The organism is Xanthomonas sp. LMG 12459 (genome assembly GCF_009192905.1).
Taxonomy (GTDB): Bacteria; Pseudomonadota; Gammaproteobacteria; order Xanthomonadales; family Xanthomonadaceae; genus Xanthomonas_A; species Xanthomonas_A sontii.
The window spans coordinates 1-14,462 of sequence record NZ_NSGT01000073.1 but is presented as its reverse complement, the minus strand read 5'-3'; the positions used below and the strand labels follow the sequence as shown (position 1 = coordinate 14,462).

The 14,462-nt window shown below is 65.7% G+C and carries 12 protein-coding genes; 7 read left to right on the top strand and 5 right to left on the bottom strand.

Features of this window, described 5'->3' with window-relative positions; translation table 11 throughout:
* The coding region (locus CEK65_RS15585; protein ID WP_255424534.1) for an ESPR-type extended signal peptide-containing protein at positions 1-1,591 on the bottom strand (1,591 nt) is incomplete at its 3' end.
* A gap of 442 nt (positions 1,592-2,033) precedes the next feature.
* Here CEK65_RS15585 and CEK65_RS15580 point away from each other — a divergent pair.
* On the top strand, positions 2,034-2,687 hold the full coding sequence (locus CEK65_RS15580; protein WP_017915652.1) for a response regulator transcription factor: 654 nt from the start codon (positions 2,034-2,036) through the stop codon (positions 2,685-2,687).
* Between the two features lie 684 nt (positions 2,688-3,371).
* Here the strand turns inward: CEK65_RS15580 and CEK65_RS15575 are convergent.
* Complete coding sequence (locus CEK65_RS15575) at positions 3,372-6,722, bottom strand: ATP-binding protein (protein ID WP_152182264.1); 3,351 nt, start codon at positions 6,720-6,722, stop codon at positions 3,372-3,374.
* 220 nt (positions 6,723-6,942) lie between these two features.
* Between CEK65_RS15575 and CEK65_RS15570 the strand changes: the two genes are divergently transcribed.
* Entirely contained in the window at positions 6,943-8,202 is a 1,260-nt protein-coding gene (locus CEK65_RS15570) for an EAL domain-containing protein (protein ID WP_150409039.1), read from the top strand.
* A 190-nt stretch (positions 8,203-8,392) separates the two neighbouring features.
* Here the strand turns inward: CEK65_RS15570 and CEK65_RS15565 are convergent, their stop codons facing one another.
* The 3 genes from CEK65_RS15565 to CEK65_RS15555 all read right to left on the bottom strand — a co-directional run bounded on the left by CEK65_RS15565 (position 8,393) and on the right by CEK65_RS15555 (position 11,365).
* Entirely contained in the window at positions 8,393-8,830 is a 438-nt protein-coding gene (locus CEK65_RS15565; protein WP_017914143.1) for a hypothetical protein, read from the bottom strand.
* Between the two features lie 471 nt (positions 8,831-9,301).
* Positions 9,302-10,117: an amidohydrolase gene (locus CEK65_RS15560; RefSeq protein ID WP_017907303.1), complete on the bottom strand. Its 816-nt coding sequence runs from the start codon at positions 10,115-10,117 to the stop codon at positions 9,302-9,304.
* Positions 10,118-10,216: 99 nt separating this feature from the next.
* Entirely contained in the window at positions 10,217-11,365 is a 1,149-nt protein-coding gene (locus CEK65_RS15555) for a pyridoxal phosphate-dependent aminotransferase (RefSeq protein ID WP_150409040.1), read from the bottom strand.
* A 208-nt stretch (positions 11,366-11,573) separates the two neighbouring features.
* Between CEK65_RS15555 and ccmA the strand changes: the two genes are divergently transcribed.
* The 5 genes from ccmA to ccmE all read left to right on the top strand — a co-directional run bounded on the left by ccmA (position 11,574) and on the right by ccmE (position 14,429).
* Positions 11,574-12,221, top strand: coding sequence for a heme ABC exporter ATP-binding protein CcmA (gene ccmA, locus CEK65_RS15550; protein ID WP_017907305.1), 648 nt, complete (start codon positions 11,574-11,576; stop codon positions 12,219-12,221).
* A complete protein-coding gene (ccmB, locus tag CEK65_RS15545) occupies positions 12,218-12,913 on the top strand; it encodes a heme exporter protein CcmB (RefSeq protein ID WP_017907306.1) in 696 nt (231 codons plus the stop codon). Before ccmA ends, ccmB begins: the two co-directional genes overlap by 4 nt.
* A 129-nt stretch (positions 12,914-13,042) precedes the next feature.
* Positions 13,043-13,792, top strand: coding sequence for a heme ABC transporter permease CcmC (ccmC, locus tag CEK65_RS15540; protein WP_010343777.1), 750 nt, complete (start codon positions 13,043-13,045; stop codon positions 13,790-13,792).
* A complete protein-coding gene (locus CEK65_RS15535; protein WP_010343776.1) occupies positions 13,789-13,965 on the top strand; it encodes a heme exporter protein CcmD in 177 nt (58 codons plus the stop codon). The genes ccmC and CEK65_RS15535 overlap by 4 nt, the downstream gene beginning before the upstream one ends.
* Entirely contained in the window at positions 13,962-14,429 is a 468-nt protein-coding gene (gene ccmE / locus CEK65_RS15530; protein ID WP_343192916.1) for a cytochrome c maturation protein CcmE, read from the top strand. The genes CEK65_RS15535 and ccmE overlap by 4 nt, the downstream gene beginning before the upstream one ends.
* Positions 14,430-14,462: the final 33 nt, after the last annotated feature.

Below are 14,462 nucleotides of genomic sequence, written 5' to 3'. Positions count from 1 at the left end.
CGGCGTGGCTGCTGCCGCTGCCCAGCGCCACGGCGCCGGCCTGCGCCGCCGCTGCGCCTGCACCCAGCGCCAGGCTGTTGTCGTCGTCGGCATGGGCGAATTTGCCGATGGCGGTGCCGTTGCCGCCTGCGGAAGTGGCCCCGTAGCCAATGGCGGTGCCGTTACCGCCTGCGGAAGTGGCCCCGTAGCCCATGGCGATGCTTTTCTCGCCGCTGGCATCAGCGGCATTGCCGATGGCGATGCCGCTGGAGGCTGTGGATTTAGCCGTGTAGCCCATGGCGATGCTGGCTCCGCCATTGGCATTGGCGGCGTAGCCCATGGCGATGCTTTTCTCGCCGCTGGCATCAGCGGCATTGCCGATGGCGATGCCGCTGGCGGCTGTGGATCTAGCCGTGTAGCCCATGGCGAGGCTGGCTCCGCCATGGGCATTGGCGGCGTAGCCCAGCGCTATGTTGTTGTCGTCGCTCTTGTTTTTCTCGTCGCCCGCCACCGCGCGACTGCCCAGTGCCATCGCATCACTGCCGTACACGGCCGCCGACGACCCAATCGCAGCACTGTTGGCACCTGTGGCCGTCGCATTCACGCCCAGCGCCAGGCTCTTGCCGCCGGTCGCGTTGGCTGCACTGCCAAGCGCCACATCGGCACTGGCACCGCTTTGGGAATTGCCGGCCACCGCTGACTTACCGAGCGCCACCGAATCATCTACGATGGCATTGGCGTCGTTGCCTATGGCGATGGAATTGTCACCCTGTGCCTTGTTATGCGCCTCAAAATTGGAATAGCTGCCGATCCCGATGGCACCGACGCCCGAGGAAACGACAGCATCGCCGACCGCGATGGCACCTCGCGCGGTCGCCCTCAAATTAATACCAAGCGCGATCGAGGACTCTCCGCCTGCCAATACACCACTAGTGCCGGTGCCTACTGCCACGCTATTCGTATCTTGCGCTTCCGCACGATTGCCGATCGCCACTCCGCGTATCCCGCTCGCCGAGGAGCGCACACCGAAGGCGGAAGCGTCATCGCCGGTGGCCTCAACTTGATAGCCAGTCGCAATGGAATGGCCACTCCCAACAATACCGGCACCTGTTACTAGGCTATTTTCATTCAACGCTGCAGCCGTATCGTCAAGCGCCCAGGCTCGCCCCTCGGTCGCCGCGGAGTACGCACCTTCCCCCTTACCGGCGGCGCTCGCGTTATAGCCCTCCGCGATCGCAGTCCCATCGTCATTGGTCGCAGTCTCATCGCCGCTGGAGGTCTTGGCATTGATCCCAAACGCGTCTGCAGCCGAGGACCAGGCATTCGCAGCGTCGCCAACCGCAATTGCCTTATACGCGTCAACCTGACAATAAGGATTCTTGCTCCAAGACTGACAACCCAACACCCGGAACATCCCACCGGCCTCCACCTGGGCGGCCATCGCCTCACCACTGACGCCGAACGTCGCCAACAGGATCGCAACGAGCAAGCAGGCAGCGACAGATTCTTTAGACTTGGCACCTTGGCCTTTCGACCTACTCTTCGCCAGTTCCGACGCAATCACCCATGCACCGATAGTGCGATTCCACACAACCCTGAATACCCTATTCATTTCGGACCACCTGTAATTTATAGAGCAGAGAAAGTTAGAATTTTGTTGGCGCAGCAACGACGGGGAAGCCTCATCCCGTGCATGAGCGAATGCCCCAAACCGCGCATTCGGCATTGCGCCCGCCAGAAAAAATTTAGAACGTCTTCGACAAGGACACGATGGGAAAACCCCATTCCACACATGGGCGAATGCCCAAAACCGCACGTTCGGCATGACGATCGACAGAAGAAAACTGACACTTCTTCGACAAGGGCAAGACGGGGAAACCCCCAGTCATGCACGAGCCAATACCCAAAATCCGGTCTCTGGCATCGAAAGATTCAGCCGACAGCACAGACGCCATGCGGCTTCAATCTCAGTTTCGCCACCGATGAATGGCGAAGCTGACGTATGATTCGGCGAATAACATCGCGCATGACGGCAGCGGCAACAGGACCCAACAATGGACAGGATCAGAGTCGGTATCGCCGACGACCACCCGATCGTGCTGCTCGGCGTGACCAGCGTGCTGAAGAACACGCCGGGCATCGACCTGCTCTTCAGTTGCGACGGCATCGGCCAGTTGCTGCGTGAGCTCGTCAAACAGCCGGTGGATGTGCTGCTGTGCGACTATGAATTCGAAAGCGACCCGCAAGCCGACGGGCTGCATCTGCTGCAGCGCCTGCGCCGGCTGGCGCCACAGATGCGATTGCTGGTGCTCAGCGCGCACACCGCACCCTCGATCGTCTCGGCGGCGCTGCAACTGGGCGCCTCCGGTTTCATCGGCAAGAGCCGCGCGGATTTCGGCAACCTGGCCGCGGCGGTGCAGGAAGTCGCCAGCGGCCGCCTCTATGTCCCCGGTTCGCTGTCGGCAGCGCTGCTGACAACGCATTACCGCAAGAACGGGGCCATCGGAATGGACGCGCTCTCCGCAAAGGAAGCCACCGTGGCGCGAATGACCGCCGATGGGCTATCGCTGAGCGAGATCGCCGATCGGCTCAAGCGCAGCCCCAAGACCATCAGCAACCAGAAGATCGCGGCGATGAAGAAGCTGGGCGCCAAGAACGACGTCGAACTGGCCGCGCTGCTGCGCGAGTTGGACAGTCAGGGCGTCTAGCGCGCGTCATGGACGTTGAAGAACAGATGCGGCTTTGTCGAGCGAGAGGATGGGAAGGACGACCAAGTGAAGCTCCGCCGAGGTTCTGGGCGGACCGCCATCATCGTGGGTCGCGCGTCGGAATCGATTGAGCCAGCCATCGTTTCGCTGCACCAACGGCACGGCAACGGGACGGAATCCCTTGCGGGATCAGAACAGCGTGGTCATGTCCAGTTCGATGCTTTTTCATGGCCCTTTGCGTCGGACGCTAACCGGCGTTGCCCTGGCCGATGAGAGCGGGCGCGGCTCTTGCCCCTGACGTATGCGAACGTCTTGTGCCAGCGATCGTGCCTGGGCACACTCCGCGTCAGCCGGCTCGACCTGCACCGCCAGCGACTGGCGGCGCATGCCCGGGGCCATCTAAAGCGGCTGACAAAACGGCTGCGCAGCCGCCAAGGCGAACCGGCTCGTGCCGTCCATCCAGCGCTATGCGTCGAGCATCATGCACTGATCGCGTTTGCGCTTCCGCATGTGCGGTTCCAACAGGCTCAGGGAGTGTCAGGCAGAACGCAGCGCGCGCGCCCTCATCATCGGAGACATCGCCCGGACACGACCGCGTCGGCGACGCCACCTGCGATGACTGGACTGACTCAACGTGGGAGCCAAGCGCCAATCGGCGTCACTTCGGCCGCGTCGTCGGCCGCTTCAACGCAGCGATTGCTCCACATGCATAAGCAACTGCCGGCAACGCGCCGACAGCACAGCCCAATCCGCGCTCGGGCAGAGCTCCTGCACTACTTGCAGTTCCGCCAACAGATCGTCCGCCCCCAACGCCATCAAAGCGCCCTGCAGACGGTGTAGGCGCCGACGCAACAATTCCAGATCCTGCAAGACCAGCGCCTCCTCGATCGATTGCCGCTCCGCGTCCCACTCGGACCGGAGCGCCTGCCACAGCAAGGCATCCAGCAGTTCGTCCGAAGGAGGTTCCCGGCCGCCCTCGGAAACCTCGGAGGAATTGCGGACGAGCATCGTGCTCCTCAGGACACGGCGCAAGTCGTTCAACGACACAGGCTTTTGCAGCAGATCGGAAAACTGCTCGGTATCGGCGCTGATCTCCGCCGCGGCCGACGCGGAGGTGGCTACGATCCGCGCTCCCGGATCGAAATCGCGCAACTTCCGCAGCAGGCCGACGCCATCCAGTTGCGGCATGCCCAGATCGGTGATGACCAGATCGGCGCGGCGCTCGAGCCACAGCGTCAGCGCCTCCATTCCATCGACGGCCACCCGCACGCGGCGGCATCCCAACGCGGCAAGTTGGTGCTTGATCAGCGTACGGTTCACCGCATCGTCTTCGGCCACCAGGATGTCCAGATCCTGTTCGACCACCTCCTCGGCGAGCCCCCCCGCATAGCGTTCGGCGGGGCGGGAAGTGATACCGGTCAGTGCGCTCATGGCGTCGAGCAATCCTTCGCGGCTCAGTGAACTGACCTCGACCCGCGTTTCGTGGCGATGCGGCACCAACGGCCCCTTTGCGGTCACGAATACGGTGCCCAGCGCCGGCACCGCGCTCAGGTCGGCAGCGTTCAAGACGCCGCCATCGGCCTGCGCCAGCACCCGGATGTGCAAGCGCGCCGGTTGCGCGTTCTCGTCGTACAGGGCTGCGCCCCAGCGGCGCAACCGCTCGGCGAGCATGTCCCGCCATGCCGGCTGCGCGCACACCAGATCCACCGTGATTCCCTCCAGCGCGTGCGAGTCGGCAGGAAGCGCGCGCGCTTTGCGTTTGAACGGCAGGTCGACCCGGAACACGCTCCCCGCACCGGGTTCGCTGCTGACGCTGATGCGCCCGCCCATCAAGCGCGAAAGATTGCGGCACAGGAACAAACCCAATCCGGTACCGCCGAAACGGCGACTGATGCTGTCGTCGGCCTGCGCCAGCGGGTTGAAGATCGCCGACTGCATCGAGGCGGGAATCCCGATGCCCGTATCGGCGACCTCGAAACGCGCCCACACCGTGTCGTCCTGTAGCTTGAGACAGCGCGAAGAGATCATGACCGAGCCACGCTCGGTGAACTTGGCCGCATTGCCCAGCAGATTTTGCAGGATCTGCGCCAAGCGCTGGTCGTCGCCCTGCATCACGGCATCCAGCTCCGGGTCCGTCACGCAGTAGAAAGCGACGCCGCTCTGCAGGATCGACGCGCCGAAACTGCGCGCGCAACGCTCCAGCACATCGTTAGGCGACATCGGTACTGGATTGATCTTCAGCGCGTTGGCCTCGAGCTTGGTCGAATCGAGCAGATCGTTGACCAGAGTGAGCAAGGCGTCGAACGAGCGGCGGATCATGTCCACCCATTCGCACTGCACCAATCCCAGTGGGCTGCGCGCCAGCAGTTCCAGGTGACCCATCGCGCCATGCAACGGCGTGCGGATCTCATGGCTGACGATCGCCAGGAACATCGACTTGGCCCGGTTCGCTTCGTCGGCGGTCTGCTTGGCTTCTATCAACAGCATTTCGTTGGCTTTGCGCTCGTTGATGTCGACCAGCCCCAGCAACACCACCGAGCGGCCGTCGAAGCGGGTCTGCGACGACGCCACGCCGATGTAGCTGCTCTGACCCTCGGCGATGTCCCACTGCACCTCGATGAACGAATGCTGCGCGCCGGGCACCGATTGCGCGCTGCGCTCGCGCATGACGTGTCGGTAGAAGTCCTCGCTGCGGTCGCCAAGCATGCGTTTGGCAACGCCGTTCTCCAGCATCACCGACTCGGTCCCCGGCGCGTAAATGCCGATGCCGATCGGCAAGGTGTCGATGATCGCCTTGCTGAAGTGTTCGGCCTCGATCAGCTTCTCGGCGCTGCTGAGCAGCGGCCTGGTCACCCTGAGATCGAAATAGATGACGGTTACCCACATCAGGACGAGCGCCAGCAGGCACACAAGCGCACCGGTGAAGAATTCGTACTGAAGATTCGCCAGCACGTCGCTCCAGGTATATGCGTAGACCGCGATCCAGTCCGGACCACCGATGCGCTGGGCCACCAGGAAAATATCGTTCCGGTACAGGGTGATCGGCTCGCCGGAAACTCCGCGGAACTGCGCCGCTTGTGCAAGAACCCGAGCCAGCAACGCCGCCTGGTCCGGATCTTGCGGAGGATCGCGGAGGTTCAGCTGACCCTCCTTGTTCAGCAGGAAGAACCCCGGGCGCCGGACTTCCCTGCGCAGGAAGAACTGCATGAACTGCCGATCCGGCAGCGACAACGCGACAGTGAAGACCCGCTTGCCATCGTGGAACATCGGCACGATGAGTTGCGACACGGAAGTTTGCCCGTCGCTGGCATCGGCTGGGCGCCACAACAATCTGTATTTGCGCAGGACTTGCGTCGGCGTCGACGCCACAAGGCGCTCCACCGCGGCGATGCGCTGGCGAATGAAGGCATCGGCGCCCTGGCGGCGCGCACTGTCCAACGCTGCCGTGCCCAGCACGGGAGACGCGGCCAGAAAACTGCCGTCGGGCGCATACAGGAACCCCTCCAGAGTCACGCCGGCCTTTCTGGCGTCGATGGAAGGTGCCGCAGAGATATCGCGGACCACCCGCATCGCCGTTGCCAGCCGCTCGGTATCGCCCGCACCGGTCAACACGCTCGCCAGCGTAAAAGGGGTCGCGGTCAGGTCGTCCGTGGTCTGGGCGAAGCCGTGTCCGTCGGCCAACTTGCGCGCATAGCGCTGCACGGGGACGGTATCGTTCTGCCGTAGATTCCATACGCCTTCGTAGACATCGGCGAATTGGATCAGCCGCGCCGACAACTGATCCACCTGAGTCTGCACTTCCTCGCTGTCCTTGACGAACTGCGCGACTTGCTTTTCGCGATACTGATTGATGATACCGCTGCAAAACAGCCAGGCAGCGGTGACGATGGACAGCGAAAGCGCGGTCGCCGACCCGTAGAGGATGCGCCGGTAGTGTCGTCCAGTTCTGGCAAGTAATTTTTGCGGCATCTCGGCTCTCGGAACGCCCTGCGACGCCGCGGGCAGGCGAATGGCCGCAGGATAGCTCAGCGCCATCTCGCTCGCCAACGCAGCAAAAATCCGGCCTTTCGGCGCTGTCCGGCTCGCGTCCACGCCTTGCCGTATGCCGCATCGCGCGCACTTGCGTCTTTGGGCGCGCGCCCATCCGCGCTTGAGGCACGCGCCATTACCGCCGCCGCGATCTGCAGACAAGCTGAGATTCTCGGCAAGAGCCGGGTTCCCGCGTTGCCGCCCACACGCCACCGATGAGGCTGTCATGAACAAAAGCGCACATGTTCCGTTCTTCAACATCCGCAATGCCTTGATCGCATACGACAGCGAACTGCGGAGTTCCTACGTCGGCAAGCTGCTGCAACGGCTGGGCGTGGCAAAGGTCCATAGCGCAAGCAACAACGACCAACTGCTCGAACGGATGCGCACCACGCCGATCGATCTGGTGGTGACGTCGGCGCGCTTGCAGGGCGCATCGGCCCTGCAATTGATCGATGCCCTGGCCGACAGCCATTTCAGCGGACATGTCATCGTCGGTGGAGTGACGGACATGCGCTTCCAGAGCGCAATCCATGAATATGCGCAGCAACGCGACGGCGGGCTGATGCAATTGGTCTTCGCCGGAGAGGCGCTGCGGCTGTTCGACTTCACCGACATGCTGTACCGCGCAAACCCGTCGACGACCATCGATAACGATGGCCAGCTCATCGAGAATACCGCTCAGCGCATCACCGCCGACGATGTCCACGCCGCCTACCGCACTGGAGAGATTTCCGCCTTCCTGCAGCCGAGTTACTGCCTCACCACCGGCGCCATGGCGGGCGCAGAAGCGCTGGTGCGATGGCAGCACCCGACATTGGGCGTGCTTGGCCCGAACCATTTCCTCTCTCTCCTGGAGGAATGCGACCTGGGGGAGGAGTTGATCGGCCAGTTGATCGACACGGTGGCCAGCGTCAGCAGCTCGCTGTCCTTGCCATCAACGCTGAAACTGTCGATCAACGTATCCGCCACCCGTCTCGTCTCGGCGAGCTGGGCGGACTGCATCGTCCAACGCCTGATTCGTTCGGGAGGCGTCCCCCACCATTTCGCCATCGAGGTGACTGAGGACGGAATGGATCACTGCGACCGCCACATCGCCGGCGCCGTGGCCCACTGGCGACTCAATGGAATCGATTGCGCCATCGACGATTTCGGCACCGGGGGATCTTCGATCCACCGTCTGTGCATGGCGCCTTTCAACATCCTGAAGATCGACCATCAGATGGTCCGGCGCTCGCGGCTGACCACGCATGTGTTCGAAACGCTGGAGGGCATCGTTCGGCTGGCGCACGGCATGGGAATGCGCGTGGTCGCCGAGGGCATCGAAACCGAAGAGGACGCGGCGCGCATGCGCAGCATCAGATGCGACATCGGTCAAGGCTACCATTTCAGCCGGCCATTACCCGTGCAGGAATTCATGGCCCTGGCATCCTCGCACACCGTGTTCGGACAACGCATCGAACCTGCCGCTACGGCCGCTATCTGACGCTTGCCATCTCGAGCAGCGCATCGCCCAAGCAAAAAACTTCATCCCTGCCGAAAACTCCGCATGTCACGTAAAAACCTCCTCCTGCTCACCCTCGCCCTGGCCAGCCTCGCGTCGATCGTCGTGACCGCCGGATAAAACAGCGCCTGCCCCGCGCGCGGCTGCGGGCGGGGCAGGCACAGAGCAAGCCTTACTTGCGGCGCTCGATCACGAAGTTGCCGACGTTGACGCCCAGATCGACGCCCTCGCCCGTGCCGGCCAGGGCCAGCGAGATATCGCCCTTGGTGACGACCTGTGCGGTGCTGGACTTGACCACGCCGGCATGCGCTTCGGCGGCGGCATAGGTGCCGAACAGATCGTTGAGGCTATAGGCGCCGGTGAAGGTGCCGCGGCCACCGACGATCTTCGACTTGCCGACCGTCAGGCCACCGCCCTTGCTGCTGATCTTGACCGGGATCACCGCGCCGTCGTTGCAGGTGATGGTGCCGGTGCCCTTGGCGGTCTTGTAGAACACCGACCAGCCGGACAGGTTGAAGGACAGCTTGCAATCGATGTTGCCGGCGGCCTGGGCCTGCGGCGCGAGCGCGGCCGCACCCAGCAGTGCGAGCAGAGAGAGCGACTTGATCATGTGGGCATTCCCGGTGGGTGGACAAGGCACGAGGGTAGCAATGGGTTTGTCGCGGCCGCGACAAGGTTGCGGGGGTATCGCGCGCGCGTTCAGCAGGCATTTCCACTCGCGGCAGGGACGGTCGGCCCCGGCTTGGTGGGAGCGCAGGCAGGACGCGAGGCCGGCGCCAACATCTCCAGACTCGTTTGCGGCGACCCGACCTGATTGCCTCGGTGCTTTGTAGGCGTCAACGCGCATGCAGCGGGGACGTGCGAAGCACTTGCTGATGGCGTAATGCGTCGGGACTGAAGTCCCTCCCACAATGCGCCCGCCACGCTTGCCGCAACATGCTGCGGGAGGGGCTATTGCCGCGCTTTCGGAATCCGCCGCGACAGGGGTTACCGGGAAAGCCCGTCGCGGCTGAAGCGGCTCCTACGACAGGCGTCTTCGGAAATAGCACGATGAGCTTTCCGGCGTCACTGGAGCCGCAGGCTAGTCGTCCAGACTGAAGGCATCCGCATCGAGCATGGCCGGGAAGCGCGCGCGGTGCGCGGCCAGTGCGGCGGCGGAGATGGTGGTGGTGGCGACCTGTTCGCGCTCGCGGATCTCCAGTTGCGGCTGGCCGAGGAAATCGATCACCGCACTGTCGCCGGCATAGTGCAGGTCGTTGCCGTCCACGCCGACGCGGTTGACCGCGGCCACGAAGCACAGGTTCTCGATCGCGCGCGCGCGCAGCAGCGTACGCCAGGCGTAGGCGCGCGCCGACGGCCAGTTGGCGACGAACAGCTGCAGATCGAAATCCAGCTGACCCGGGCGCTCGACGTCGTAGCGGTTGCGGCAGAACACCGGGAAGCGCAGGTCGTAGCAGACCTGCGGATTGATCCGCCAGCCCTTCCACTCCACGCACAGGCGTTCGTGCCCGGCGGCATAGCGCAGGTGTTCGTTGCCGTAGCGGAACAGATGACGCTTGTCGTAATGCTGCAACGCGCCGTCCGGCGTGGCCCACAGCAGGCGGTTGAACACCTTGGCCTCGCCATCGGCGCCGGGCACGCGCAACTGCACGCTGCCGGTCACCGCCGCGCCCAGCCGTGCCGCCTGCTCGCGAATCCACGCCACGGTCGGCCCGTCCATGTCCTCGGCCTGCGCCAGCGCATCGTTGGAGAAGCCGCTGGTGAAGGTCTCCGGCAGGATCACCAGGTCGGTGACGCCGGCCAGCGGCGCCAGCAGTTCGGCGTAATGCGCGCGGTTGCCGGCCGGATCGTGCCAGCGGGTATCGCCCTGGACCAGCGAGATCCTCAAATCGTTCATAGCAGGGAATCGGGAAAGGGGAATAGGGAATGGGTAAAGGCTAAGCGCATCGGCGAGATTTCACCATTCCCCATTCCCGAATCCCGGCGCTTACGCGCGCTACAGCGCGCGCAAGCGCTCGATCGCCGCATCCAGCGTCGCCTCGTTCTTGGCGAAGCACAGCCTGGCAAGGCGCTGGGCGGGCGGCGGGTCCTGGTAGAACGGCGACAGCGGGATCGCCGCCACGCCCTTCTCGATGGTCAGCCACTTCACGAACTCGGTGTCGGGCAGGTCGCTGACCGCCGAATAGTCCACCAGCTGGAAGTAGCCGCCCGGCACCGGCAGCGGCGTCAGCCGGGTGCCCAGCAATTGTTCGCGGAAGCGGTCGCGCTTGGCCTGGTAGAACGCGCCGAGCTGTTCGTCGTGCTCGGGCTCCTCACGGATCATCGCGGCGAAGGCGTGCTGGGCCGGGCCGAAGCTGGCGAAGGTGTTGTACTGGTGGACCTTGCGGAACTCGGCGCTGAGCGCCGGCGGCGCGATCGCGTAGCCGATCTTCCAGCCGGTGCAGTGATAGGTCTTGCCGAAGCTGGAGACGACGAAGGCGCGCTCGCGCAGTTCCGGCCAGCGCAGCACCGACTCGTGGCGGCGGCCGTCGAACACGATGTGCTCGTAGACCTCGTCGGAGATCAGGAAGATGTCGCTGCCGCGCAGCAGCTCGGCCACCGCCTGCAGGTCATCGGCGCCGAACATGGCCCCGGACGGGTTGTGCGGGCTGTTGAGCATCAGCAGGCGGGTGCGCGGGGTGATCGCCGCACGTACGCGCTCCCAGTCCACCGCGAACGTGTGCGGGTCCAGCGGCACGTGCACCGCACGCGCGCCGGCCAGGTCGATCGCCGGCTCGTAGCTGTCGTAGGCCGGGTCCAGCACGATCACCTCCTCGCCCGGGCGTACCACGGCGTGGATGGCGTTGAACAGCGCCTCGGTGGCGCCGCTGGTGACGGTGACCTCGGTGTCGGCATCGACCTGGGCGCCGTAGCAGCGCAGCGCCTTCTCGGCGATCGCCTGGCGCAGCGCCGGCACGCCTGTCATCGGCGGGTACTGGTTGTGGCCGTCGCGCATCGCCCGGTCCAGCGCCTCGATCAGCCGCGGCGGCACCGGGAAATCGGGAAAGCCCTGGCCCAGGTTGACCGCGCCGTGCTCGGCGGCCAGTTGCGACATCACGGTGAAGATGGTGGTGCCCACCTTGGGCAGCTTGGTCTGCGGATGCATGCGGGGGATCTGCGGGCAGCGGGAAAACGCCGAGTGTACGCAAAGCCGCTTGCCGGCGATGCGCCCTAGACGCCGCCGCTCCACTGACGCAGCGCATGCGCATCGCCGCGTGTGGCCGACGCCGGCATCCGCCGGACGCCCGCATGCCGATACAATGCGCGCCTTCCCTTGCCGCCCGCCGCCGCGCCATCCGCCGCGGCCTTCGCCGATGACCGATCCGCTGTACACCGCCCCACCGCTACTGGCCGCGCACGGGCTCACGTTCGCCCGCGACGACGCCGCGGTGTTCGGTCCGCTGGACTTCCACCTGGATGCCGGCGAAGCGCTGCTGGTGCAGGGCGACAACGGCGCTGGCAAGACCACCCTGCTGCGGGTGCTGGTCGGCCTGCTGCGCGCCGAGGCCGGGCGCATCGAGATCGATGGCCACCCGGTGCGGCGCGGCGACCGCGCCCGCTTCATGGCCTACCTGGGCCACCTGGGCGCGCTGAAGGCCGACCTGAGCACCCTGGAGAACCTGCACTACCTGTGCGGCCTGCAGGGGCGCCGCGCCAAGCAGATGCCCGGCAGCGCGCTGGCCATCGTCGGCCTGGCCGGCTACGAGGACACCCTGGTGCGGCAGTTGTCGGCCGGGCAGAAGAAGCGCCTGGCGCTGGCGCGGATGTGGCTGTCGCCGGCGCCGCTGTGGCTGCTCGACGAGCCCTACGCCAACCTCGACCTGGACGGCATCACCCTGGTCAACCGCATGATCGCCGCGCACCTGCGCAGCGGCGGCGCGGCCCTGGTCACCACCCATGGCGCCTATGCCGCCCCCCCCGTGCGCACGCGCATGCTGACCTTGAGCGGAGTCGCCGCATGAGCCTGGCCACGCCCGTTCCTTCGCTGTGGCAGGCCACCCGGGCGCTGCTGCTGCGCGACCTGCGCCTGCTGTGGCGGCGCCGCGGCGACGCACTGCAGCCGGCGCTGTTCGCCCTGCTGATCGTGGCCCTGTTCGCGCTGGCGCTCGGCAACCAGCCGCGCCTGCTCGGCGAGGTGGCCGGCGCCGCGCTATGGCTGGCGGTGCTGCTGGCCGGCCTGCTGGCGCTGGACAGTCTGTTCCGCAGCGATGCCGAGGACGGCTCGCTGGAGCAATGGCTGCTGGCGCCGGTGCCGCTGGCCTGGCTGGTGCTGGTGCGGGTGCTGCTGCACTGGGTCACCACCGCCTTGCCGCTGATCGTGGCCGCCCCGCTGCTCGGCGAATTGCTGCACCTGCCACATGACCGCATGCCGGTGCTGCTGGCATCGTTGGCGCTGGGGACCCCGCTGCTGAGCCTGCTCGGCGCGGTGGTCGCGGCGCTGACGGTGGGCATGAAGCGCGCCGGCATCCTGGTCGCGCTGCTGGCCCTGCCGCTGTACGTGCCGGTGCTGGTGTTCGGCGCCGGCAGCGTGGCGGCGGCGGCGCAGGGCCTGGATCCGGCCGGCGGCCTGCTGTTGCTGGCCGCGGGTCTGGTCGCGGGCCTGGTGCTGGCGCCGTTGGCGGCGGCCGCGGCGATCCGCATCTCGCTGAGCTGAGCCTTTTGGGGCAGCGCCGGCGCGGCGGCGGCCGTACCATGCAAGCGCAGTGTTCCCTCGCCGTTCCGTCGTTGTCGCATCGAATGTTGTCGCATCGAAGCCCGCCTTCCGCCAGCTAGAATCGTCCGCATGGCCTCTCTCGTCCGCTGGTTCCACCAACTCGGTTCGCCGCCGACCTTCGATCGCTTCGCTGCGCGCTGGACGCCGTGGTGCTACCTGGCGGCGCTGCTGCTGGCCGGCGTGGGCATCTGGCAGGCCCTGTTCGTGGTCCCGGCCGACCGCCTGCAGAGCGACGCCTTCCGCATCCTCTACATCCATGTGCCCAGCGCCTGGATGAGCCTGTTCGTGTTCGGCCTGATGGCCGTGTACGCGGCCATCGCCCAGGTCTGGCGGATCAAGCTGTGCGAGATCCTGGCGATGGCCTGCGCGCCGATCGGCGCCGCCTTCACCCTGATCACCCTGCTGACCGGCAGCATCTGGGGCAAGCCGATGTGGGGCGCCTGGTGGGACTGGGACCCGCGCCTGACCACCGAGCTGATCCTGCTGTTCCTGTACATCGGCGTGATGGGCCTGTACCTGGCCATCGAGGACCGGCGCACCGCCGCACGCGCGGCCGGCTTGCTGGCCATCGTCGGCGTGGTGCTGCTGCCGGTGATCCGCTATTCGGTGGTGTGGTGGAACTCGCTGCACCAGGGCCAGACCATCCGACTGTTCGGCCAGTCCAGCATGGACCCGAGCATGCTGCCGCCGCTGTGGCTGATGGTGGCCGCGACCAAGTTCTGGTTCGCCGGCTCGCTGCTGGCGCGCGCGCGCGCTGACAACCTGCGCCGCGAGGCCGGCAAGGACTGGGTGACGCAACTGGCGGAGGCACGCGGATGAACTACCTGCCGTATGTGGTCGGCGCCTATGCGGTGTTCGCCGGGGTGCTGCTGGCCGATTTCGTGCTGGCGCGGCTGCAGGTGCGCAACGCGCTGCGGGCGGCACGGCTGCGCGCGCAACGCAAGCGCCAGGCCAAGGCCGAACCGGCGCCGCCGCTGGAGTTGAGCCGATGAATCCGCAGCGCAAGCGCCGCCTGCTGTGGCTGATGCTGCTGGTGCTGGCCGCCGGCCTGACCACCACCCTGGTGGCGATGGCCCTGCAGCGCAATGCCGCCTACCTGTACACCCCGGCCGAAGTGCTGGCCGGCAAGACCGGCGCGCACGCGCGCTTCCGCCTCGGCGGCATGGTCGAGAAAGGCTCGTTCCAGCGCGCACCCGGTTCGCTGCAGTCGCACTTCCGGGTCACCGACGGCGATGCGCAACTGACCGTGCGCTACGACCGGATCCTGCCCGACCTGTTCCGCGAGGGCCAGGCGGTGGTGGCCACCGGCAGTATGCACGACGGCGTGTTCGTCGCCGAGGACGTGCTGGCCAAGCACGACGAGACCTACATCTGTCTCTTATTAACATCTGACGCTGCCGACGATCTTACGCGTGTAGATCCTCGCTGGCTGCGGGGGAATATCGTCATGATATAATGAATCTAATGCATGACAAGTGTCGCAGATAGA

Bases quoted from the DNA above. Each gene is read 5' to 3' on its own strand.
- CEK65_RS15580 (WP_017915652.1), top strand. From the start codon at position 2,034: ATGGACAGGATCAGAGTCGGTATCGCCGACGACCACCCGATCGTGCTG.
- CEK65_RS15575 (WP_152182264.1), bottom strand. From the start codon at position 6,722: ATGGCGCTGAGCTATCCTGCGGCCATTCGCCTGCCCGCGGCGTCGCAG.
- CEK65_RS15570 (WP_150409039.1), top strand. From the start codon at position 6,943: ATGAACAAAAGCGCACATGTTCCGTTCTTCAACATCCGCAATGCCTTG.
- CEK65_RS15565 (WP_017914143.1), bottom strand. From the start codon at position 8,830: ATGATCAAGTCGCTCTCTCTGCTCGCACTGCTGGGTGCGGCCGCGCTC.
- CEK65_RS15560 (WP_017907303.1), bottom strand. From the start codon at position 10,117: ATGAACGATTTGAGGATCTCGCTGGTCCAGGGCGATACCCGCTGGCAC.
- CEK65_RS15555 (WP_150409040.1), bottom strand. From the start codon at position 11,365: ATGCATCCGCAGACCAAGCTGCCCAAGGTGGGCACCACCATCTTCACC.
- ccmA (WP_017907305.1), top strand. From the start codon at position 11,574: ATGACCGATCCGCTGTACACCGCCCCACCGCTACTGGCCGCGCACGGG.
- ccmB (WP_017907306.1), top strand. From the start codon at position 12,218: ATGAGCCTGGCCACGCCCGTTCCTTCGCTGTGGCAGGCCACCCGGGCG.
- ccmC (WP_010343777.1), top strand. From the start codon at position 13,043: ATGGCCTCTCTCGTCCGCTGGTTCCACCAACTCGGTTCGCCGCCGACC.
- CEK65_RS15535 (WP_010343776.1), top strand. From the start codon at position 13,789: ATGAACTACCTGCCGTATGTGGTCGGCGCCTATGCGGTGTTCGCCGGG.
- ccmE (WP_343192916.1), top strand. From the start codon at position 13,962: ATGAATCCGCAGCGCAAGCGCCGCCTGCTGTGGCTGATGCTGCTGGTG.